We start from the raw sequence: 23,336 nt of genomic DNA on the forward strand, positions 1-23,336 counted from the left end.
ATTCGGGTCCGCTCGCCGAGCCGATCTCGAAGGCGATCAACGGCAACGACATCGTCGCCGCCTCGGTCCTGTCGGGCAACCGCAACTTCGAAGGCCGCGTGTCGCCCGACGTGCGCGCCAACTTCCTTGCCTCGCCGCCGCTGGTGGTGGCCTATGCGCTGAAGGGCACTGTCACGCAGGACATGCGTGAGACTCCGATCGGGCAGGGCAAGGACGGCCAGGACGTCTATCTCAAGGACATCTGGCCCTCGAACGAGGAAGTCCGCACCCTGATGGACGCGAACATCGACGACGAGATGTTCCGCTCGCGCTACGGCAACGTCTATGCGGGCGACGCCAAGTGGTCGGCGATCGAAGTCACCGGCTCGGACACCTACGCCTGGCCGTCGGGCTCGACCTATGTCGCCAACCCGCCCTATTTCGAGGGCATGGAGATGACGCCGAAGCCCGTCACCGACATCATCGAGGCCAAGCCGCTCGCGATCCTGGGCGACTCGATCACCACCGACCACATCAGCCCGGCCGGTTCGATCAAGGCCGACAGCCCGGCAGGCATCTTCCTGCAGGAGCATCAGGTCGCCAAGAAGGACTTCAACTCCTATGGCGCGCGTCGCGGCAACCACGACGTGATGATGCGCGGCACCTTCGCCAATATCCGCATCAAGAACGAGATGGTGCCGGGTGTCGAAGGCGGCATGACCAAGTATGAAGGCGAAGTGATGCCGATCTATGACGCCGCGATGCGTCACAAGGCCGACGGCACGCCGCTCGTCATCGTCGCGGGCAAGGAATATGGCACGGGTTCGTCGCGCGACTGGGCGGCGAAGGGCACCAACCTGCTCGGCGTGCGCGCGGTCATCACCGAGAGCTTCGAGCGTATCCACCGCTCGAACCTGGTCGGCATGGGCGTCCTGCCGCTTCAGTTCGCCGAGGGCGTGACCCGCGAGACGCTGAAGCTGGACGGCAGCGAGACCTTCACCATCCAGGGCGTGGCCAATCTGCGTCCGCGTCAGGATGTCGAAGTGATCCTGGCGCGCAAGGACGGCTCGACCGAAACCTTCCTGACCAAGTGCCGCATCGACACCGTCAACGAGCTGGAATATTTCCTGAACGGCGGCATCCTGCAGTACGTGCTGCGCAACCTGGCGGCGTAAGCGGCCCGGCGGGGCGGGCCATGCGGTCCGCCACCGAATGCATCGAATGACGAAAGGCCCGCCCGGATCACCTCCGGGCGGGCCTTTTGCATGGGTAAGATCGGCGGTTCGATCGGCGCGGGGCGACGGTTTTCGGAACGAGGTCGGGACGGGGCAGGCGTCATGCCCCGCTATCCCATGACCTTCCTCGCCAGGCGAAGAAGGGGTTTAGTTTGACCGACCCGATTTGCGCAGCGCTGTTTCGCGCTCCAGCCGTTCGAGCATCGTCTCGATCGACATGGTGCTGTGATCGGGAGGCGCATCGGGCCGGGGCAGCGCAGCGCCCTGGTCGGCGACCTCGCCCCCAGGCGCGGGCATCGGCATGGGGCCGGCAGAGGGAGTGACAGGGCGGCGAGCGGACTCAGGCGTCAGCGGCGGCACCGGGCGGACCGGTTCGCGCGGCGACGACAGGATCGCGTCGGGATCGAAGGCTGCCAGCGGCTGGTCCAGATCGACGGGCAGGGCCCGCTCCTCCTCCGGTTCGTCGCCGCCCGGCGGGGGTGGCGGCACACCGAGTTCGGCGGCCAGCAGCGGACGGCGCGGCGGCGCGTCGGGATGACGATCGGAGCGGCGAACCGACGGCACATAGTCCTCGCCCCCATCCTCCGCGACGGGCTTGCGCCTGGCCATCAGGCCATCCGGCCCCCAGAGAAGATAGGTCGCGGCCCAGGCGACCGCCCCGCCACCGAACCCGGTTGCCAGGGCCAGCATCAGCCGAGCCTTGATGCCGAGCGGCGGCTGCGCCGCCGCCAGCAGGTCGGCCAGACCCGATTGCGTCACCGCCATGTCCAGTCGCCAACCCGGTGTGAGCAGCACCAGAAGGACGAGGAAAACAGCGATGGCCCCGCCGATCAGGGCGGGTGCAAAGCGTTGGGGCGAGGGTGTGGCGGTGAATGTCATGGGCGTAGCGTCGCTGGCTTCTCTACCAACCTTTGGTAAACGGGATCGTAACAGATAATATTGGACGCCCAGTCGCGTTCGTCTTCAACGAAATTCCGCGCGGCGACGCGCCTGCCGTCCCATATGGAGCGCTCGGCGAGCAATCCGGCCAGCGCATCGGCCAATGCGTCCGCATCGCCCGGCGGGAACAGCGTTCCCGTCTCGCCGTCTCGGATCAGTTCGCGATGGCCACCCACGTCCGACGCGGCGACCAGCCGATGCTGCGCCATCGCCTCCAGCGGTTTGAGCGGCGTCACCAGGTCGGTGAGCCGCATCCTCTTGCGCGGATAGGCGAGGATATCGACCAGCCCATAATAGCGTTCGACCTCCTGATGCGCCACCCGGCCGATGAAGCGGATTGCATCGGCGACGGGCGAAGCCTCCGCCTGCGCGCGCAGGCTCGCCTCCATCGGACCGCCCCCGACCAGCATCAGCCGGGCGCCGGGCCGTTTGGCGACCAGCCGGGGCATGGCGGCAATCAGGTCGTCCAGACCTTCATAATCATAGAAGCTGCCGATGAAGCCGATGACCTCCGCCCCGTCCAGCCCCAGCCTGCCGGCCAGATCCGCATCCCGCCCAGGCGGCTGGCCGAACAGGGTCAGGTCGACACCGTTGGGGGAAACGACGATCTTGTCCGCCGGAATGCCGCGCGCGATCAGATCGCCGCGCAACCCCTCGCAAATGACCGCGACCGCATCGGCCCGGCGACAGGCCCAGGTCTCGACCGCCCGCGTCGCACGGTAGCGCAGGCTTCCCTCGACCCCGGTGCCGTTGCCGACGGCCGCATCCTCCCAAAAGGCGCGAATCTCGTAAACGAGGGGCAGGCCGAAACGCCGCGCCACCATCCAGGCGGCCAGCGCATCGAGCACCGGCGAATGGGCATGCAGGATATCGGGCCGAAACGCCCGCACCGCCGCCGCGATGGCGCGGACATGCGCCCAGAGCCCATGTGCCTCGCGAACGATTCCACCGCCGCGCGCCGGACCGACGACCGGCGTGCGATGGAAGGACAGCCCGTCAAGCGTCTCCACCCCGCCCGACCCCGCCCCCTGACGCGGCCCTGTTACGGCCGCGACGTCGTGCCCCTGCGCGCCCTGCGCCTTCATGATGGCGCGGGTGCGAAAGGTGTAACCGCTTTGCAGCGGCAGTCCGTGATCAAGGATATGGAGGATACGCATGGGACGATGCCTGCCATGCCAGCCCTTAACGCAGCGTCAACCGTGCGCTTATAAGGATCGCCCGGGCCGGTTCTTCGGACCGCATCTGGAAATGGTCCGTCGGGAGGGGCGCATGATCGACAGCTTTGCCCTTTTGCTGACCCACGGCCTGATGCTGGTCGCTGCCTGGCGACTGCTCGGACGGCGTGATCTGGACCGGGACGAGGATTCGCCGCCCGCCGCCCCCCCCCTCCGAAATCGCGGTCGCGCGCGCCGGGATCACGCCCGCGATGCGTGACCTGTTCCTGATCGGCTTTCTCGTCAGCCTGTTCGCCGCAGGGCTGCGCCGCCCGTTCCTGCTGGTGCTCGTCTATATCTATATCGACATCGTCTCGCCCCAGCGGCTGACCTATTATCTACTGAACACCGTGCCGATCTCGCTGATCGCGGTCGTCGCGGCGGTGGGAGGCTGGGCGCTGGTCGACGACAAGCGCGACAGCCGCTTCACCGCGCGACAGGGCGCGATCCTGCTGCTGCTCGCCTATTGCGGCATCACCACCTATTTCGGCGCCGACTTTCCAACCGAGGCGGCAGAGAAATGGAGCTGGGTGTGGAAGGCGCTGGCCTTCGCCGTCTTCCTGCCGCTGACCCTGCGCACCCGGTTACGGGTCGAGGCGCTGCTCCTGTTCATGATCCTGTCACTGTCCTCGATCGTCATCGTCGGCGGGGTCAAGACGCTGATCACCGGCGGCGGCTATGGCGAGCTGAACCTCATGGTGAGCAACAATACCGGCCTTTATGAGGGCAGCATCATCTCCGCCGTCGCGATTTCGGCGATCCCGATCATCCTGTGGCTGATGCGCCATGGGACGATCTTTCCCCCCGACTGGCGGGTGCGGTTGTTCTGCGCGGGGCTGATCCTGGCGTGTCTGCTGATCCCGATCGGCACCTCGGCGCGTACCGGGTTGCTGTGCATAGGACTGCTCGCCGTCCTGATGCTGCGCGACGTGAAGCGGCGGGTCCTCTACATCGCCACGATCATGGCGGCGGGGGTCGCGGTCGTGCCGCTGCTCCCCGCATCCTATACCGAGCGGATGGACACGATCCGCACCTATCAGGGCGATCAATCGGCCTCGACCCGCCTCGCCGTATGGCGATGGACGCTGGAATATGCCGGCAGCCACCCGTTCGGCGGAGGCTTCGAGGCCTATCTCCAGAATTCGCTGCGCTACGATACGACCACGGTCGAAGGCACCGCGCATGATTCGCGAATCGAAAGGCGCGTCACCACCGACCGCGCCCGGGCCTATCACTCCAGCTATTTCGAGATGCTGGGCGAACAGGGCTGGCCCGGCCTGTTCCTGTGGCTGGGCATCAACATCGCGGGGCTGCTGCGGATGGAGGCGCTGCGCCGCCGCTATCGGCTGACCACCGATCCGATGCACTGGGGCGGGCAATTGGCGGGCGCGCTGCAACATGCGCAGCTCATCTATCTGCTCGGCGGGGCGTTCGTGGGGATCGCGTTCAACCCCTTCCTCTATCAATTGATGGCCGCACAGATCGGGCTCGACACCTATCTGTCGCGCAAGTCCCGCGAGGCACGAGCGAAACCGAATCCGCGCCGCCCCCTGTCGGCCGCGCCTACCATTTCCGGGCCGTCGGCGTGATCCCGGCCCCCAGGATGTTCCCCCGGATCACCAGCGGTTCGCCCGACCAGTTGCCGACGAAAACCGGCTTGAAATCCGCCCCCGGCGCCAGCCGGGCGCGATTATTCTCGACGATCAATCCCGAGGAGTCGTTCTTCGCCCCCTCTGGCGCGACGGTGATCAGCGTCGAGTGGTTGTCCTTGTCGCGGCCGACGACGAATTCATTACCCGCGATCCGCCCCTTCGCGCCGTTGGACAGGTCGATCATATAGTTGGTCATATGGCCGTGGCTGTCGTCGAAGCTGCTGTCCAGCACCTCGACCTCAGGCGCGCGCGTCTTCACATAATGGCCGCCCTGCCCGCGCTCGAACCGGCAGGCGGTGACGCGCAAGGACTTGTAGCGCCCCATATAGATGCTGTGCGCGCCATTGCCGGTCGGATCATGGCCCAGGCCGGAGAATGTCGAATGGTCGACGGTGACGCCGCTACCCGGATCCTCGGCGGACAGGATGCCCGACTGGCTGTCGAGGAACATCGCGTTGTGGACTGCGAGCGGCCCCTTCTCGATTCGGATGCCCGCGCCATTGCCGTCGCCGACCTCGATATGGCTGAACACGATTCCATCCACCGTCGCGCCCCGCCCGCGCAGGACGAAGGCGGCCTTCCCTTCACAGGCGACCCGGGTGAAGATCACGCTGCCCGGCTGGGTCGCGACATAGGTGATGCGGCCCGCCCCCTGCACCGCGCATTCGCGGTAGGTGCCCGGCGCGATGCGGATCGTCCCCTCTCCGTCGCCGATCGCGGTCACTGCCTGCTGCAACGTCGCGAAGCCGCGTCCGCCGACGGTGAAGGGCTGCGCAGTTCCTTGCGCCATAACCGCAGCGGACGTCATGCCGAGGAGGAGAAGCGGAACCAGACGCATGGGATCATCCTGGAAAAAACGAACGGACGCCGCATCTTGCCACGCCTGATGGCCCGATGCGACGCCCGTGATCGTCCCGTGACGGGATGAAGGGCTTACGCCTCTTCGGTTTCTTCCTCGTCGGCCAGTTCCTCTTCCAGCGCGGTCAGGATCGCCCGGTTGAAGGCGGGGATGTCGTCGGGATTGCGGCTGGTGATCAGATTGCCGTCGACCACGACCTCCTCATCGACCACATCCGCGCCCGCATTGGACAGGTCGGTTCGGATCGAGGGGTAGCTGGTCAGGCGGCGACCGTCGATCACGTCGGCCTCGGCCAGCAGCCAGGGCCCGTGGCAGATGGCGGCGACGATCTTGTCGTCCTCCATGAACTCGGTGACGATCTCGACCGCGCGCTCGTTCAGGCGCAGCTTGTCGGGATTGCAGGTGCCGCCGGGGATGACGAGCGCGTCGTAATCATCGGTGTCGACCTCATCGACGGTCAGGTCGGGGGTCGCGGTCTCGGCCTTGTTGATGTCGCCTTCCATGCCCTGGATCGGGTCGGACTTGAGCGAGGCGAGCGTCACCTTCGCGCCCGCTTCCTCCAGCGCCTGGCGGGGCTTGAACAGCTCGACGGTCTCGAAGCCGTCGGCGGCGAGCATCAGGACGCGTGCCTGGGAAAGATCGGCCATGATGAAAAACTCCTGTCGGGAATGCCTTTGGGGGATCGGCCCAGTCAGAACCCGCGACCGCATCGGCCGTTCCGGAACGAAGCGACCAGCGACGCATTTGCAAGGACGACCCGAGAGAGAGCGATGGCCACCCGATTAGTCTATTGCGACGACAGCAAGCCCGGCATCACCCGGACCAAGATCCGCGGCAAATGGGCCTATTGGAGCCCGGATGGCGAACGGATCACCGATGCGGAAGAGATCGACCGGCTGAACCGCATCGGCCTGCCGCCAGCCTATAAGGACGCATGGTTCTGTCCGCGCGCCAATGGCCATATCCAGGCGGTCGGCTGGGACGAAAAGGGGCGCAAGCAATATCGCTATCACGCCGATTTCCGCGAGGCACAGGAAGCGGCGAAATATGAACGCTGCGCCGCGTTCGGCCACGCCCTCCCTGCGTTGCGCAAGCGGGTAGAGGCGGACCTGAAGAAGCGTGGCCTGTGCAAGGATCGCGCGGTCGCCGCCGTCGTCCGATTGCTCGACAATGGGCATCTGCGGGTGGGGAACGAGGCCTATGCCGCGACCAACAAGAGTTTCGGCGCAACCACGCTTCGCAAGCGTCACGGGCAGGTGAAGGGCACGACCCTGCGGCTGCGCTATCGGGGCAAATCGGGCAAGATGCGCGACATGACTCTGACCGACCGATCGCTCGCCAGCTTCGTGAAGCGGTGCCAGGACCTGGATGAACAGCATCTCTTCGCCTGGGTGGACGAGGACGGGGAAGCGAACCCGGTCACATCCTCCGACGTGAACAGCTATATCCGCGACGCGACCGGCTGCGACTTCACCGCCAAGCATTTCCGCACCTGGGCCGCCAGCGTCGCCGCCTTCGAGGCGCTGGCGCTGGCCGAGGCGGACCTCAGCCTGAAGGCGATGCTGGAGCCGGTGGTCGAAAAGCTGGGCAATACCCCCGCCATCGCGCGCAAATCCTATGTCCACCCCTCGCTGATCGCGCTCGTCAAGGACGGGCAGGCCGCATTCCGCAAGGCGCTGCGCCTGCCGCGTGCCCGCGTCGGGCTGTCCCGCGTCGAATGCGGGCTGATCGCGTTTCTCGAGGCCGGAACCCCGGCCACCAAGGCGGCCTGACCGCCCACGATTTCAAGGAGTCCCCATGGCGACGAGCAATACCTCGCCCAAGGCGCCGATCTTCGACGGCTCCCGCATCCCCGACCAGGTCGGGGGCATCCTCAACGCGACCTATAACTGGGTCCAGGATTACTGGCTGAAGGTGCTGATCGCGATCGGCTTCGGCGCGCTGATCGTGCTGGCGCTGATCTGGGTGCGCAAGCTGGGCGACAAGCTGTGCAGCCGCCCGGGTTTTGCCGGCGGCTGGGGCGTGATCCTGGGCCATGCCATTGCCCGGACGAACCTGTTCTTCATCGTCACGCTCGCCGCGCGACTGGTGGCTGGCTATGCGGGCGCGCCGGGCGAGGTCGCCAAGACGATCAGCTTCCTCTTCACCATCGCCACCACCTTCCAGGCCGCGATCTGGGCGCGCGAACTGATTCTCGGCACGATCGAGCATCGCACCCAGTCCGAACATTATTCGGGCGAGGCGCTGCTGTCGGCGATGGGGCTGATCCGCCTTCTCGTGACGGTGGTGCTTTTCGCGATCGCGCTGGTCGTGGTGCTCGACAATCTGGGCGTCAACGTCACCGGCCTGGTCGCGGGCCTGGGCGTCGGCGGTATTGCCATCGGCCTGGCGGCGCAGGGGATTTTCGGCGACCTGTTCGCCGCGCTCGCCATCATCTTCGACCGGCCGTTCCGGCGCGGCGACAAGATCAGCTATGGCACCACCAGCGGCGTCATCGAGTCGATCGGCCTGAAGTCGACGCGCATCCGCGCCTTCACGGGCGAGTTGCGGATCATCTCCAACCGCCAGTTGCTCGACAAGGAAATTCAGAACACGACCGTGCGCGACCATGTCCGCCTGTCGTTCATGATCGGCGTCGCCTACGAAACCCCGCCCGAGACGCTCGCGCGCGTGCCCCAGATGCTGACCGAAATCGTCGAGAGCGAAGGCGGCAAGGTCGCCCGCGCCGGGTTCGAGAATTTCGGCGCGTCGAGCCTGGACTTCGCTTTGCAATTCGACGTGCCCGGCGACGACTGGGCCACCGCGCACGATCTGCGCAATCGGGTGCTGGTCACGCTGATGAAGCGGTTCGCCACAGAGGGGATATCCATCCCCTACCCCACCCAGACCACCTATACCGCCGCACCGGACGGGACGCTGGTCATGCCCTATCCGCAGGTCCAGCCGGTCGAGGTGCATCGGCCATGAAAAGGCCCCCTCCCTCGCCCGTTGGGAGAGGGAGGGTAGGACGGCCGGATTAAATCCCGCCTTCGTCCAGCGACAGCAGCGTGGCGTTGCCGCCCGCCGAGGTCGTGTCGACCGACACCGCCCGCTCCGCACAGAAACGATAGAGATAGTGCGGCCCGCCCGCCTTGGGGCCGGTGCCCGACAGGCCCTCGCCGCCGAAGGGCTGGCTGCCCACCACCGCGCCGATCATCGAGCGGTTGATATAGAGGTTGCCGACCGCCGCCTCGCTCTCCGCGACCTCGCCGGCGCGGGCGATGCGGCTGTGCAGGCCCATGGTCAGGCCATAGCCCTTGGCATTCACCTTCGCGATCGTCTCGGACAGCGTGCCCGCGTCCCAGGTCGCAACGTGCAGGATCGGGCCGAACCATTCCTGCGTCAGGTCCTCCACCCGGTCGAGCCGGATCAGCGTTGGCGGCACGAACAGGCCCTCGGCGGGCGCCTCCAGCGTCTTGATCGTGCTTCCCGCCATCGACGCACGGTACGCCATCAGCTTGTCATAGGCCGCCCGGTCGATCACCGGCCCTACATCGGTCGCCGGATGGCCGGTGGGGCCGAGCACCAACGTCTCCATCGCGCCTTTCAGCATTTCGATGACGTTGTCCGCGACATCCGCCTGCACCAGCAGCAGCCGCAGCGCCGAGCAGCGCTGCCCCGCCGAGCGGAAGGACGAGGTGATGACGTCGGCGACCACCTGTTCGGGCAGCGCGGTCGAGTCGACGATCATCGCGTTGATGCCGCCGGTCTCGGCGATCAGCGGCACGATCGGACGGTCATCATCCGCCACCAGCGTCCGCGCGATCCGCTTGGCGGTCGCGGTCGATCCGGTGAAGGCGACGCCCGCGATGCGGTGATCCTCGGTCAGCGCCTGGCCCACATCCGGCCCGCCGACCGCGAGCAGCAATGCGTCGCGCGGCACGCCCGCACGGTAGGCCAGCTCGACTGCGGCGGCGGCGATGGCGGGGGTCTGTGGTGCGGGCTTGGCGATAACGGTGTTGCCGGTGACGAGCGCGGCGACCGTCTGGCCGAGGAAGATCGCCAGCGGGAAGTTCCACGGCGCGACCGTCGCCCACACACCGCGCCCTTCGAGGTGCAGCGTGTTGCGCTCGCCCGTCGGCCCAGGGAGTTCGACCGAACCCAGTCGCGCCCGCGCCTGCTGCGCATAGTAACGACAGAAATCGGCGGCCTCGCGAACCTCGCCGATCGCGTCGGGAATGGTCTTGAACGCCTCCTGCACCAGGATCGCCATCAGCCGCTCGCGATCCTGCTCCAGCAGATCGGCCAGCGTTTCCAGCACGCTCGCGCGGGTATCGAGCGGCGTCGCATTCCAGGCCGGGAAGGCCGCATGGGCGCGGGCGATCAGCGCGGACACGTCCGTCGTTTCGGCCACCGGCTTCACGGCAGGAACGTTGACTGCCTTCACCGTGGCGTCGAGCGTCGCAATATCGCTCAGATCGATGCCGGTCGAATTGCGATGCCCCGGCGCGAACAAGTCGATGGGCAGCGGGATGCTGGGATGGCGCGCACCGCCGACCGCGGCGATCTTGGCGACCGGATCGGCGAGGATTTCCGCCTCGGTCAGCCGCGCATCGGCGAGTTGGTGCACGAAGCTGGAATTCGCGCCATTCTCCAGCAAGCGGCGGACCAGATAGGCCAGCAGGTCGCGATGCCCGCCGACCGGCGCATAGATGCGGCACTTATGCCCCTGCTCGCGCACCAGCCGCTCGTACAGGCCATCGCCCATGCCGTGCAGCCGCTGGAACTCGAAGTCACGGCTGTTGCCCGCCCATTCCAGGATGGTCGCGACGGTCAGCGCATTGTGGCTGGCAAAGGCGGGGCGGATATTCTCCGCCGCCAGCATGTCCTTGGCGACCGCCAGATAGGACACGTCGGTCGCCGCCTTGCGGGTGAACAGAGGATAGTCGGCGAGGCCCTCGACCTGGGTCCGCTTGATCTCGCTGTCCCAATAGGCGCCCTTGACCAGGCGCACGTTCATGATCCGGTCGAGCCCGTTCGCCCAGGCGATGACGGCGCGGGCGCGCTTACCATAGGCCTGCACCGCCATGCCGAACCCGTCCCAGCCCTTCAGCGCCGGAAGCGCCGCGACGCCGCCGATGATGTCGAGGCTCATCTCCAGCCGCTCGGACTCCTCGGCATCGACGGTCAGCGCGATGCCCTTGTCCGCCGCCTGCCGCGCAAGCTGCGTCAGCATGTCGGTCAGTGCTGGCACGCACTCATAGGCGCGCGGCAATTCATAGCGCGGGTGGAGCGCCGACAGCTTGACCGACACCGAATGCCCCGCCGCCGGGTCCGAACCCACCGCGTCGATCGCCTTCACATAGGCCTGGAAGTAGCGCTCGGCATCCTCATGCGTACGCGCCGCCTCGCCCAGCATATCGAAGCTGGCGGTGAAGCCCTTGTTCTCGGGCTTCTTCATGCGGCGCATCGCTTCCTCGATGGTGCGGCCCATCACGAAGATCTCGCCCATCATCCGCATCGCGGCGCCGACCGCCTGCCGGACAAAGGGTTCGCCCGCGCGCGACAGCAGCCGCTTTAGCGGCCCCGCCTCGCCCTCACCCACCAGCGCCCGGCCGACGACCAGACCCCAGGTGGCCGAGTTGACCAGCTTCGACGCCGATCGCCCGGTATGCGCGCGCCAGTCGGCATCGCCCAGCTTGTCGGCGATCAGCAGGTCGGCGGTCTCGGGATCGGGCACGCGCAGGAACGCCTCGGCCAGGCTGAGAAGGGCTACGCCCTCGGACGAGTTGAGCCGATATTCCTGGAGGAACTGGTTCACCCAGCCGCGATTCTGTGCCGCGCGCAGGTCGGCAAGCAGCCCGGAGGCATGGCCCATGATCCGCTCCCGCGCTTCCGGGGTCGCGGCGGCACGGTCGAGCAACGGCTTCAGGACGTCGGGCTCGGGCGCACGATACAGCGATTTCATGGTCTTACGGGCGTCGGCGGTAACGGCAGAGGTCATGGGTCTTACGTCCGGTCGAGCGGCCCGGCGCGCGACGAAGCGCTGGCGGGTCGCATGGCTATGCTGTGATGCACCAGCGCTTAGCGGGAAATGTGGGGAATGGGTATCGTCTGTTACGATATGATCGGCAGTGGCTGGCAGGGAGGGTTTGTCAAAATATGTTCCAAACACTATATTGGGCTGAGGCGAAGGACATCCGCCTTTCTGTAGAGCCCCGGTCGCGGCTACGACCGGGGCTCAAATCCTTTGGGGCTCGGGCGGCTACCCGAACCCCGCCGGGCACCTTACCTGTTGCGGACCTCAACGATCTTCACGACCAAGGTCGCGAAGGCGATGACGACGCCAAGGATCAGGCACAGATCGGCTACGGACATCCGTATTCCTTTCTGTGAATGACGGCGGAATTGCCGTCGACAAGCTTGTGGCATATTCCGCCGAGCAGTGTCAGCGACCGTTCTTGTAGAGAAGCTCTCTACAAGAATGCGCAACCATCCCCGCCCCCGCATCGTTCTCCCGTCAAACCCCTGAAAGGAGAGCCATGATGGCCGATGACAGCCCCCAGGAAATCGCCGCCAAGTTCCTCGACAAGCTGAAGGACAGCCCGTTTGTCATGATCGGCCTGAACGATGGCCAGCATTCCGAGCCGATGACCGCGCAGATCGATGAGGATCAGCCCAACACGCTGTTCTTCTTCGCCGGCCGCGACAACCGGATCGCGAGCGGCGGTCAGGCGATGGCGCAGTTCGTCGGCAAGGGGCATGACTTCTTCGCCTGCCTGGCGGGTCATGTGTCCAGGGACAATGATCCGGCACAGATTGACAGGCTGTGGAGCAAACAGGTCGAGGCCTGGTTCCCCCAGGGCAAGTCGGATCCCAACCTGACCCTGCTGCGCTTCGACATCAATTCGGCCGAGCTGTGGGAAACCGACATTTCGCTGTCGGGTCGGGTAAAGATGCTGTTCGGCGGCACGATCCGATCGGACGAATCGTCCAGCCATGCGGTGGTCGGCTCGGTCGCGTAAATACGCGATCGCCGGAATGCGAAACGCCCGGAGGCCGTGAAGCCGTCCGGGCGTTTTCTATTCCCCGCCCCTGCCCCCAATTCGGTTAAGTTCGATGTGGCGTCGACGCCCCCTCACCCGTTGGCCTTGATCCATTCCTCGACGACCGGCGCGATGCGGTTGCGCCATTTGGAACCGTTGAAGATGCCGTAATGGCCGACGCTCTCGGCCATGTAATAACGCTTCTTCTCATCCGACAGCTTGGTCGCCAGCGTCAGCGCGGCGCGGGTCTGGCCCAGGCCGGAAATATCGTCGCGCTCGCCCTCGATCGCCAGGATGCCGATATCGGTGATCGCGCCTGGATCGACGCGCTTGCCGCGATGGAGCATCTCGCCCTTCGGCAGCGCATGACGCTGGAACACCAGTTCAACGGTCTGGAGATAGAATTCGGCCGTCATGTCGCACACCGCGCGATATTCGTCGTAGAAGCGCTTGGTTGCCTCGGCGCTCTCGTCGTCGCCCTGGACCAGATGCTTGAACATTTCCCAGTGCGAAATCATGTGGTTGCCCAGATTCATCGACATGAACCCGGCCAGTTGCAGAAAGCCCGGATAGACCCGCCGCCCCGCGCCCGGATAGGTCATCGGCACGGTCGCGATCGCATTCTGCTCGAACCAGGCATGGGGACGGTCGGTGGCGAGCAGGTTGACGGCCGTCGGCGCCTCCCGCGTGTCGACCGGCCCACCCATCAGGGTCAGCGTGCGCGGGGTACAGGGATGCTTGTCCGCGCTCATCACCGAAGCCGCGACATAACAGGGCACCGAGGGCTGGCACACCGCCAGCATATGGGTGCCGCCCGCGCCGCTATTGGGACCGATCTCGGCCAGGAAGTCGATGATGTAGTCGACATAATCGTCGAAATCGAACCGCCCGTCGGACAAGGGCACCAGCTTCGCATCGCGCCAGTCGGTGATATAGACCTCGCACGTCGGCAGCATCCGCTGCACCGTCCCGCGCAGCAGCGTGGCGTAATGGCCCGACATCGGCGCGACGATCAGCAGCTTGGGGCTGTCCTCCACGCCCTCGCGGCGGAAGCGCTTGAGCTGGCCAAAGGGCTTGCGCAGCACGATCTCCTCGTGAACCGCGACCTCGCGACCATCGATCTCGGTCTTGGTCAGGCCGAAGGCGGGCTTGCCACGGGGCGCTGCGGCATGGGCAAAGACCTCCAGCGCGGATCCCATGACCGTACCACCGCCCAGATAGGCAAAGGGATTGGCCGGGTTCTGAAGCAGCCCCGCGCCGAAATTGGCCAGCGCGCTCGCACCCGCCAGCATCGAGCGCTGCATCTCATAGGCGTCATACAACATCGTCGATTCCCCTCCGCTCCGCAGAACGGAGCCCTGATGGCCGCATATCTAGCATGAAACCGTTTGCGCATGATGACCAGAATATGGCCGATCGGTCATAGTGGTGCGTCCATGGCGGGATCATGATCTTCCTTACCCGTTTCGAACGCTCCAAAGCGGCCAAACGATGCGTCACGGCCGATACCCGCCGTTGAGCCCGTGCCCCCACGCTGCTAGGCCGCACACATCATGGCCAGATCCGCCGCGTTCCGCAAACCCGCCAGTCCCCCCGTTCCGGCCAGCCGCCGGCTGAGCAACCTGAAGATGGTCTGGCGCTTCACGCTGCGCTATCCTGGGCATCTTGCCGCGGCCGCGCTCTCGCTGCTCGTGGCGGCGGGGGCGACGCTGTTCATCCCGCGCACCTTCCAGAAGGTGATCGACCATGGCTTCGGCCAAATCACGGACAGCGGCAATATAGCGCCCTATTTCCAGGGGCTGCTCGCCGTCGTGCTGGTGCTGGCGGTGGCGACCGCGTTCCGCTTCTATTTCGTGTCCTGGCTGGGCGAGCGGACGGTCGCCGATATCCGCATCGCGGTGCAGGCCAATCTGCTACGCCTCGCGCCCCGCTATTTCGAGGAGAATCGCCCCTCGGAGATCGCCAGCCGGTTGACCGCCGATACCGCGATCATCGAGCAGGTGGTGGGATCCACCGTTTCGATCGCGCTGCGCAATGTCGTCATCGGGATCGGCGGGACCATCTATCTCTTCGCCCTTTCGCCCAAGCTCACCCTGTCGCTGCTGGTCTGCATCCCGCTGGTCGTGCTGCCCATCGTGCTGCTGGGCAAGAAGGTCCGCAGCTATTCGCGCGACAGCCAGGACCGGCTGGCGGATATCGGCGCGATCGCGGTCGAGACGCTGGGCGCGATGAAGGTCGTCCAGGCCTTTGGTCAGGAACGCCGCGAGGCCGAGCGATTCGAGCAGGCGGTCAGCAACGGCTTCGCCACTTCGCGTCGTCGCTTCCTGCTGCGCGCGATCATGACCGCCATGGTAATCGGGCTGTTCTTCGGCGGGTTGACCCTCCTCCTGTGGGAAGCGGTCGCCGACGTCGCCAGCGGGCGGCTCTCGGGGGGCTCGCTGACGGCCTTCGTCGTGACGGGGATGCTGGTCGCGGGATCGTTCCAGGCGCTGACCGAGGTCTGGGGCGACATATTGCGCGCGTCGGGCGCGGCGCAGCGGCTGGCGGAACTGCTGGCGGAGACGCCCGAAATCGCGCCGCCCCCCGCCCCCGCCGTGCTGCCGGTCGTGCCGATGGGCGCGCTGCGGTTCGAGCATGTCGTCTTCCACTATCCGACCCGGCCAGAGGTCGCGGCGCTGAACGACTTCTCGCTCGACATCCGGCCGGGCGAGACGGTGGCGGTGGTCGGCCCCTCGGGCGCGGGCAAGTCGACGCTGTTCCAGCTCGCCGAGCGCTTCTACGACCCGCAGGGCGGCCATATCTCGCTCGACGGCGTGTCCCTGCGCGATGCCGACCCGGCCGCGATCCGCGCGCGCATCGCGATGGTGCCGCAAGAGACGGTCATCTTCGGCGCCTCGGCTCGCGACAATCTGCGCTATGGCCGGTGGGACGCGAGCGACGACGATCTCTGGGCCGCGGCGGAGGCCGCCAATGCCGCCGATTTCCTGCGTGCGTTGCCGCAGGGGCTGGACACGTTCCTGGGCGAAGGCGGCGCGCGGCTGTCGGGGGGCCAGCGCCAGCGGATCACGATCGCCCGCGCGCTGCTGCGCGATGCGCCGATCCTGTTGCTGGACGAAGCGACCAGCGCGCTCGATGCCGAAAGCGAGCAACTGGTCCAACAGGCCCTGGAGCGGTTGATGGCGAACCGCACGACGCTGGTCATCGCGCACCGGCTGGCAACGGTCCGCGCGGCCGAACGGATCGTGGTGATGGACGGCGGCCGGATCGTCGAACAGGGCCGCCATGCGGAGCTGATCGCGGGCGGCGGCCTCTATGCGCGGCTGGCCAGCCTTCAATTTCACGATTGATTGATAGGTCCGGTTTAGTACCAGCCGGCCGGGACGGATCGCAGCCCCCCCGTCCTCGCTCCATCTGCACGGAAGGCGGGGCCGATACGTCCCGTGACCATAGAAGATAAGCGGCATCGCGGAGCACAGCACGAGCCATCATAACCCGCTTGCCCCCCAAGCCCCGCTCCCCTAGGCTCCGACAATACCATTTAAATACCGGAGATTGTGGATGATGCGCGCGGCGAACAGGTGGAGTGGCGGCGCCCTGCTGTCGATCATTCTCGCAAGCCTCCCTCCGGCCGCACAGGCGAGCCCCGCCACCCTCCCCGCCATATTCCCCGCACCGGTTTCGATGACGCTGGGCGACGGCGCGATCACGCTCGGCCGCTCTGTCACGCTGGTCGTCGCACCGGGGACCGAGCCGGAAACCACCGCGCTGGTCCGCCAGATCCTGACCCGAGCGGGCGTCACCCAGATCACGACCTCCACGCGCCTGCCCGCGACGCTCGACCGGCCGGCCATCGTCCTGGGCCCCGACAGCGCGGCGATCGTCCGCGAGGCCCTGTCCCGCAGCAACGCCGCCGCCGATGACCAGGCCGAAGGCTATACGCTGACCACCCTTGCATCGGGTAGCGGCTGCCTGATCACGCTGGCCGGGCATGATGCGGACGGGCTGTTCCATGCCGCGCAGACGCTTCGCCAGTTGCTCGCCCGGCCGAGCATCCCCGCGCTCGTCATTCGCGATCATCCCGCCATGCCGATCCGCGGCACGATCGAGGGCTTTTACGGCAAGCCCTGGTCGATGACCGACCGCACCAGGCATCTGGATTTCCTGGGACAGATGAAGGCCAACACCTATGTCTACAGCCCCAAGGACGATCCCTACGCGCGCGACAAGTGGCGGGAGGCCTATCCCGCCCAGACGCTGACCGCGCTGGGTACGCTGGCGGCGCGGGCCAAGGCCAATCATGTGAATTTCGTCTATGCCATCTCGCCGGGACCGAGCATCTGCTTCTCCAACCCGGCGGACGAACAGGCCCTGCTGCGCAAGTTCGCGGCGCTGCGCGGAATCGGCGTGCACAGCTTCTATGTCGCGCTGGACGACATCGAGTATCAGAAGTGGAATTGCGACGCCGACAAGGCCGCCTTCGGTCCCTCGGGTGCCGAGGCGGCGGGGGTCGCCCAGTCCAAGCTGCTGAACGCGGTCCAGGCCGATCTGCTCAAGCAGGACCCAGCCTCGCGCCCGCTCATCATGGTGCCGACCGAATATTATGATGCCAAGGAGAGCCCCTATAAGGCCGCCCTGCGCGCCCATCTGAACCCGCGCATCGTCGTGCAATGGACCGGCACCGATGTCGTGCCACCCGCCATCTCCATCCCCGACGCCAAGGCCGCGACCAAGGCGTTCGGACGCAAGACGCTGCTCTGGGACAATTATCCGGTCAACGATTATGCCAGTTCGACTGGACGCCTGCTGCTCGCGCCCTATGCCAGGCGCGAGGCGGGGCTGTCGTCCGAACTGACCGGCATCCTGTCCAACCCGATGAACCAGGAATCGCCCAGCCGCGTGGCGGTGACGGGTGTCCTGGCCTTCGGATGGAACGACAAGGGCTATGACGCCGACCGGACATGGCATTACGCCGCGCGCGATCTGGCGGGGAATGATTCGCGGGCGACCGACGCCTTGCTGGAGTTGTTCGATACCCAGCATCTCGCCCCGACCTTCGGCAGCCAGCCCTGGCAGGAACAGGCGCCCCGCCTGAAGGCGTTGCTCGACCATGTCCGAGAGGTTCTCGCCAATGGTGACACCGCAGCGCGCCAGAAGGCCATCGCCGAATTGAGCCGCAAGGCCGACGCCCTCGCCGACGCCCCCGACACGATCCGCGCGGGCGTCGTCGATCCCGGCTTTGCCGAGCAGTCGGCACCCTGGCTCGACGCGATGCAACTCTGGGGCCGCGCGTTGCAGCAGACCGCCGCCGGGCTGGACGCCGCCGACCGGGGCAATCCGGCCGCGACGCGCTATTTCGCCGATGCCAGGCGGATCGCTGCGCAGGCCGCCGCCGTGCAGAGCATTCCCGGCGCGACCCGTTTCGGCGGGCCGATCAGGATCGCCGACGGCGTGCTCGACACGTTCATCGCCGACGCGCCCGGCCTGATCGCGATTACGGCGAGACCGTGATCGTCCGGCTGGCGCGGCGGCCATCGGGGGTGCGGGTGCGGAGTTCGACCGCCCCCGTCATCGCCACCGGCCCTTCATAACGCCGCCAGGCGGTGCCGCCGGTGCGATACTCGATCGGCGTTCCCGAAAACTCGGCATTCGCCTCCAGCATCCCGCCGGTGATCCGCGCGCCCGGCGGGGCCAGGCGATAGGTCACGCCGGCCCGGTCGAGCATCCGCATCTGCACGCCCATCCGGCCCGCAAAGTCCCGCCAGCCGGTCAGCAGCCCGGCACGGTCCACCCGCGCGTCGCCCGGCGTGTAGCGCGCCCCCGCGACATAAGCGGGCTCCCATTCCGGCTTGCTCCAGGCGCGCTCGGCGAGCGCCAGCAGGCGCGGGAAGAGCATATAGTCGACCTGGCTGTCCCGACGGACCGTCTCGCTCCACAATTGCGCCTGAATGCCTGCGATCGCACGGCCGGGCTGGAGCGGCACGCTGTCCGCGACGGCCCTGGGCTGTGCCAGGATGTTGGGGATCAGCGCGGCATTGGCGGCCAGATTGCCCGGCATGAAGCCGAACACCTGGAAACTGTCCACCCCACGCGACGCCCAGTCATAGCCCGTTTCATCGGGATCGGCGGCATAGGACATGTCGAAATAGCCGAGATCGGGGATCGACAGCACCGTCTTCCACCCGCGATTGGCCTGCTCATGCGCCTCGGCCACCCCGCCCGTATGGAGGCCGCTCCAGATATTGGTCTGGACCTTCGCGGGCATCTTGGCCGGGTCGGTATGCCCCAGGCCGTCGCTCCATCCGGCGACCGCGATGCCGCGCTTGGCGAGGTCGGCGGCAATCCGCTCGATGAAACGCGCGCCCAGTTGCCTGGGCTGAAGGCCCTCGCGCGTCATCACGGCCTTGCAGGCGGGCGACTGGACCCAGGCCCCCGCCGTCTCGTCCGCGCCGATGTGATAGGTGGTCAACGGCACCCCCGCCGCCTTGTGCAGGTCGGCGATGCCGTCGATCACCGTGTCGATGAAGCGATAGGTGCTGTCCAGACAGACGTTCAGCGTGTTGTCGTCATAATGCTGGACACTCGAATAGCGGGTGGTGTCGTCCGGCTCGACCAGCCGATACCGCTCGGCCCCGGCGCGATCGCCCTGCGCCATCAGCCGCCGGTACCGCACTTCCATCGACCGGATCGCGGCACGCGAATGGCCGGGCATGTCGAAGGAGGGGATGACCGTGATCTGCCGCGCGGCGGCGGCGCGCAGGATATCCTTGTAATCGGCGGCGGTCAGATAGCCGTTGGTGGGGGCGTCCTTCGCCGGGTCCGCCCCCAGTTGCGGCGACAGGCACTCCTTCTCGTTGAGGTCGGCGCAGCGATAGGCCCCCGTCTCGGTCAGTTCGGGCAGAGCGGCGATCTGCAACCGCCAGCCCTCGTCATCGCCCAGATGGAGATGCAGCACGTTGAGCTTGTACGCCGCCATCTGCTCGACCAGCTTCAGGATCTTGGCCTTGCTGTGGAAGTTGCGCGCCAGATCGATGTGCAGCCCGCGAAAGCCATAGCGCGGTGCGTCCTCCACCGTCAGCGGGCGCAGCGTCGTCCCCTCCGCCGCCATCTGCTGGGCCAGCGAGCGCAGCGCATAGGAGGCGCCCGCCGCATCCGCCGCCGCGATGGTCACGCCGCCATGTCCGATGGTCAGGCGATACCCCTCCGGCGTGATCCCGGCCTCCCTGCGGATGGTCAGCGGCACCGTGCCGGCCGGCAGTCCGGCCAGCGCCGGCGCGATGGCGGCGCGGTCGATGCCGCTGCTGGTCATCACGCGCAGCCCCCGGGACAGATCGACCGGCGCACCGGCCGGCCGCATCGCCTTCATCGGCCTGGGCAGGATCGCCACGTCCGGCGGTGTCGCCGCACCCCGTTCGGCATAGAGCGCGAAGGCCCGCTCGGGCGTGCGCCACAGCGTCTGGTCGTCGGGCGCGCCGCGCGCCAGGGCGGCTTCGTCGGTCATCGGCGCGACGAAGGGCAAGGTCTCCAGCCCGGTCTCGGCATCGGTCCCGGTCCGGGTGGCGGCGATCACCCGCGGGACCAGCCCGGCCACGGCCAGCGTCGCGTTCGGCATCATGTGGTTGCGCGAAAAGAACGCACCGACGCCCGTCAGCGACACATGATAGGTCCGCCCAGGCTGCAAGCTCTGTCCGGGCTTCAGCGTCAGGACATTGAGGTCGCCGTTGATCGTGCGGTTCGCGAACACATCGCTGTCCGCCTGCAACACCGGGTTGACCAGGCTGTAGCGGATTTCGACCGGCAGGCTGGCCGCATCGGCCGGTACGGCGATCGCGATATCCGCCTGGAAACACCGTGGGACGCCGGTGGGGCAGGATGCCGGACGGTTGGTCAATATGGTGTAGCGATAGCCCATCGTCGCCGCCAGCCGATCGAGATCGGCCTGTGCCGGAGCCGTCGCCAGGACCGCGGCCGAAGCCCATAATGCCATCATCTCACGCCCGTCCCGCTGTGCTTTACTGGTATTACATTGGAACATGATAAGACTGCTTAAGCAAGCGGGGGCCCCCTTCCCCGGCACAGGCCGGGGCGTTTCGCGATGACAGGAACAGGTGGCGAATGATCCCGGGTCCCGCCGGGAGGACGCTCTTTTCCGGGGGTGACGGCGCCCGCCCCACCCCCTATCTCCACGTCATGAAAAAACCCCAGCCGGGTCTCCCGACCCGTGAGCAGATCCTCGCCTTCATCGAACAGTCGGACCAACCGGCGGGCAAGCGCGAGATCGCGCGGGCCTTCGGCCTGTCCGCGCAAGGCAAGATCGGGCTGAAGGCGCTGTTGAAGGACATGGCGGACGAAGGGCTGATCGACAGCGCACCGGGCCGCGCCTTCCACAAGATGGGCGGGTTGCCCAAGGTGACGGTGCTGCGCGTCGTCGATGTCGATGACGGCGGCAATGTCTGGGGCCAGCCCGAGCGCTGGGAGGCGGACGGCATTCCCATTCCCCGCCTGCGCATCCGCGAACGCAAGCGCGGGTCGCTCGGCATCGGCCAGCGGGTGCTGGCGCGGACCGAGGAAGCGGGTGGCGGCTGGATCGCGCATGTCATGAAGACGATCGCACCCGCCTCCGAACAGGTGCTGGGCGTGCTGCGCGAAGAAGCCGGGCGCTTCTGGTTGACCAGCGTCGACAAGAAGGACCGGCGCGAGATGATGGTGTCGGACACCGGCGACGCGGAGGCGGGCGATCTGGTCCTGGCGGAGAAGGCGGGCCGACCGCCCCGCATCACCGCGCGCGTGGTCGAGCGGCTGGGCGATCCCTTCGCGCCGCGCAGCTTCTCGTTGATCGCGATCCACAAGTTCGAGATTCCCGATCGCTTCCAGCCGGAGACGCTGGAAGAGGCCGAGCGCGTCGCGCGCCAGCCGCTGGGTGATGATCGCGAGGACCTGCGCGACCTGCCGATCGTCGCGATCGACCCGGTCGACGCGCGCGACCATGACGATGCGGTCTGGGCCGCGCTCGACGACGATCCCGCCAATCCCGAGGGCTGGCGCGCCATCGTCGCGATTGCGGACGTAAGCTTCTATGTCCGCCCCGGCTCGGCAATCGACAAGGACGCGCGGCGGCGGGGCAATTCGGTCTATTTCCCCGATCGGGTGGTGCCGATGCTGCCCGAGATCCTGTCGGCCGATGTCTGTTCGCTCAAGCATGGCGAGGACCGCGCCGCGCTCGCCTGTCATCTCCAGATCACCAAGGACGGCAAGCTCAAGGGCTTCCGCTTCACCCGCGCGGTCGTGCGGCTGGCGGCGAACATCGCTTATGAGGACGCCCAGGCCGCGATCGACGGCGAACTCTCGCACCCGCTGACCGAGACGGCGCTGCGTCCGCTCTGGGACTGCTGGGCCGCGCTCGCCAAGGCGCGGGATGATCGCGAACCACTCGACCTCGACCTCCCTGAGCGGCGGGTGGTGCTGGACGAAAAGGGCCGCATCCTGTCGGTCGCGCCGCGCGCGCGGCTGGATGCGCACCGGCTGATCGAGGATTATATGATCGCCGCCAATGTCGCCGCCGCCAAGGCGCTGGAGGCCAAGAAAGCCCCGGTCATGTACCGCGTCCATGAGGTGCCCAGCCGCACCAAGCTGGTCGCCTTGAAGGAGTATCTCGAAACCTTCGACATCCCCTTCGCCATGGGCCAGGTGATCCGCCCGGCGACCTTCAACCGGATCGTCGACAAGGTCGGCGACGCCGATTTTAGGCCGCAGGTGATGGAGCAGATCCTGCGCTCGCAGACCCAGGCCTATTATGCGCCGGTCAATCAGGGGCATTTCGGCCTGTCGCTGGGCTCCTATGCGCATTTCACCTCACCGATCCGGCGCTATGCCGATCTGGTCGTCCACCGCGCGCTGGTGGGGGCGTATAAGCTGGGCGATGGCGGCCTGCTGCCCGAGGGCGAGGAGATGGAGCGGCTGGGCACCTCGATCAGCCAATATGAACGCCGCGCGATGGAGGCGGAGCGCGAGACGATCGACCGCTATGTCGCGGCGTATCTTGCCGAACATGTCGGCCAGGTGGTCGAGACGCGGATCACCGGCGTCACCAATTTCGGCTTCTTCGCCACCGTCGACGGCGTGGGCGGCGACGGGCTGATGCCGATCCGCGACCTTGGCGGCGATTACTTCCATTATGACGAGGGTTCGCAGCAGTTGCTGGGCGAGAAGAGCCGCGAAATCTACAAGCTGGGCCAGCGGCTGCCGCTGCGGCTGGCGGAGGCGAACCCGGTGTCGGGGGCGCTGCGCTTCGAACTGCCTGACGGCAAGGGCGCCAAGCCCGAGCCGCGCCGCGTGCTGAAACGACGCGGACGGCCCGCGAACATCCGGCACAACGGCAAGCGGCGCTGACCCACTCCTCCCCTGCAAGGGGAGGAATGGAGGGATCGCTCCCCGGC

16 protein-coding genes are annotated in these 23,336 nt (G+C 66.9%); 9 read left to right on the top strand and 7 right to left on the bottom strand.

Annotated elements, in window-relative coordinates:
* The coding region (locus tag ABDV78_RS12670; protein ID WP_343527743.1) for an aconitase family protein at positions 1 to 1,154 on the top strand (1,154 nt) is incomplete at its 5' end.
* Positions 1,155 to 1,361: 207 nt separating this feature from the next.
* Here ABDV78_RS12670 and ABDV78_RS12675 read toward each other — a convergent pair.
* Both ABDV78_RS12675 and ABDV78_RS12680 read right to left on the bottom strand, forming a co-directional pair.
* On the bottom strand, positions 1,362 to 2,093 hold the full coding sequence (locus ABDV78_RS12675) for a hypothetical protein (RefSeq protein ID WP_343527744.1): 732 nt from the start codon (positions 2,091 to 2,093) through the stop codon (positions 1,362 to 1,364).
* Complete coding sequence (locus tag ABDV78_RS12680; RefSeq protein WP_343527745.1) at positions 2,090 to 3,310, bottom strand: TIGR04063 family PEP-CTERM/XrtA system glycosyltransferase; 1,221 nt, start codon at positions 3,308 to 3,310, stop codon at positions 2,090 to 2,092. The genes ABDV78_RS12675 and ABDV78_RS12680 overlap by 4 nt, the downstream gene beginning before the upstream one ends.
* A gap of 112 nt (positions 3,311 to 3,422) precedes the next feature.
* Between ABDV78_RS12680 and ABDV78_RS12685 the strand changes: the two genes are divergently transcribed.
* Together ABDV78_RS12685 and ABDV78_RS12690 are read left to right on the top strand one after the other, a co-directional pair.
* The gene (locus tag ABDV78_RS12685; RefSeq protein ID WP_343527746.1) at positions 3,423 to 3,587 is read left to right on the top strand and encodes a hypothetical protein; all 165 of its coding nucleotides are present in this window, start codon (positions 3,423 to 3,425) and stop codon (positions 3,585 to 3,587) included.
* The gene (locus tag ABDV78_RS12690) at positions 3,580 to 4,956 is read left to right on the top strand and encodes a putative O-glycosylation ligase, exosortase A system-associated (RefSeq protein WP_343527747.1); all 1,377 of its coding nucleotides are present in this window, start codon (positions 3,580 to 3,582) and stop codon (positions 4,954 to 4,956) included. The genes ABDV78_RS12685 and ABDV78_RS12690 overlap by 8 nt, the downstream gene beginning before the upstream one ends.
* Here the strand turns inward: ABDV78_RS12690 and ABDV78_RS12695 are convergent.
* Positions 4,931 to 5,809, bottom strand: a complete 879-nt coding sequence (locus tag ABDV78_RS12695) for a right-handed parallel beta-helix repeat-containing protein (RefSeq protein WP_343527748.1) — start codon at positions 5,807 to 5,809, stop codon at positions 4,931 to 4,933. The genes ABDV78_RS12690 and ABDV78_RS12695 overlap by 26 nt on opposite strands.
* 143 nt (positions 5,810 to 5,952) lie before the next feature.
* A complete protein-coding gene (locus tag ABDV78_RS12700; protein WP_343527749.1) occupies positions 5,953 to 6,525 on the bottom strand; it encodes a type 1 glutamine amidotransferase domain-containing protein in 573 nt (190 codons plus the stop codon).
* A 123-nt stretch (positions 6,526 to 6,648) separates the two neighbouring features.
* Here ABDV78_RS12700 and ABDV78_RS12705 point away from each other — a divergent pair, with 123 nt between their 5' ends.
* The gene (locus ABDV78_RS12705) at positions 6,649 to 7,650 is read left to right on the top strand and encodes a DNA topoisomerase IB (RefSeq protein ID WP_343527750.1); all 1,002 of its coding nucleotides are present in this window, start codon (positions 6,649 to 6,651) and stop codon (positions 7,648 to 7,650) included.
* A 25-nt stretch (positions 7,651 to 7,675) separates the two neighbouring features.
* Positions 7,676 to 8,845 carry a mechanosensitive ion channel family protein gene (locus ABDV78_RS12710; protein ID WP_343527751.1) on the top strand — a complete coding sequence of 390 codons (1,170 nt, stop codon included), beginning with the start codon at positions 7,676 to 7,678 and terminating at the stop codon, positions 8,843 to 8,845.
* A 49-nt stretch (positions 8,846 to 8,894) separates the two neighbouring features.
* Here the strand turns inward: ABDV78_RS12710 and ABDV78_RS12715 are convergent, their stop codons facing one another.
* Positions 8,895 to 11,825, bottom strand: a complete 2,931-nt coding sequence (locus ABDV78_RS12715) for an L-glutamate gamma-semialdehyde dehydrogenase (protein WP_343527752.1) — start codon at positions 11,823 to 11,825, stop codon at positions 8,895 to 8,897.
* A gap of 577 nt (positions 11,826 to 12,402) precedes the next feature.
* Here ABDV78_RS12715 and ABDV78_RS12720 point away from each other — a divergent pair.
* Positions 12,403 to 12,882, top strand: coding sequence for a pyridoxamine 5'-phosphate oxidase family protein (locus tag ABDV78_RS12720; RefSeq protein WP_343527795.1), 480 nt, complete (start codon positions 12,403 to 12,405; stop codon positions 12,880 to 12,882).
* A gap of 113 nt (positions 12,883 to 12,995) precedes the next feature.
* Here the strand turns inward: ABDV78_RS12720 and phaZ are convergent, their stop codons facing one another.
* Positions 12,996 to 14,228, bottom strand: a complete 1,233-nt coding sequence (phaZ, locus tag ABDV78_RS12725; protein WP_343527753.1) for a polyhydroxyalkanoate depolymerase — start codon at positions 14,226 to 14,228, stop codon at positions 12,996 to 12,998.
* A 228-nt stretch (positions 14,229 to 14,456) separates the two neighbouring features.
* Here phaZ and ABDV78_RS12730 point away from each other — a divergent pair, with 228 nt between their 5' ends.
* Both ABDV78_RS12730 and ABDV78_RS12735 read left to right on the top strand, forming a co-directional pair.
* On the top strand, positions 14,457 to 16,250 hold the full coding sequence (locus tag ABDV78_RS12730; RefSeq protein ID WP_343527754.1) for an ABC transporter transmembrane domain-containing protein: 1,794 nt from the start codon (positions 14,457 to 14,459) through the stop codon (positions 16,248 to 16,250).
* Positions 16,251 to 16,461: 211 nt separating this feature from the next.
* Positions 16,462 to 18,411: a beta-N-acetylglucosaminidase domain-containing protein gene (locus tag ABDV78_RS12735; RefSeq protein ID WP_343527755.1), complete on the top strand. Its 1,950-nt coding sequence runs from the start codon at positions 16,462 to 16,464 to the stop codon at positions 18,409 to 18,411.
* Here ABDV78_RS12735 and ABDV78_RS12740 read toward each other — a convergent pair.
* Positions 18,395 to 20,935: a family 20 glycosylhydrolase gene (locus ABDV78_RS12740; RefSeq protein WP_343527756.1), complete on the bottom strand. Its 2,541-nt coding sequence runs from the start codon at positions 20,933 to 20,935 to the stop codon at positions 18,395 to 18,397. The two genes, ABDV78_RS12735 and ABDV78_RS12740, sit on opposite strands and share 17 nt — an antisense overlap.
* A gap of 155 nt (positions 20,936 to 21,090) precedes the next feature.
* Here ABDV78_RS12740 and rnr point away from each other — a divergent pair, with 155 nt between their 5' ends.
* On the top strand, positions 21,091 to 23,289 hold the full coding sequence (gene rnr, locus ABDV78_RS12745; protein ID WP_343527757.1) for a ribonuclease R: 2,199 nt from the start codon (positions 21,091 to 21,093) through the stop codon (positions 23,287 to 23,289).
* Positions 23,290 to 23,336 lie beyond the last annotated feature (47 nt).

The sequence above is a fragment of the Sphingomonas sp. genome, assembly GCF_039594485.1.
In the GTDB taxonomy this organism is placed as follows: Bacteria; Pseudomonadota; Alphaproteobacteria; order Sphingomonadales; family Sphingomonadaceae; genus Sphingomonas.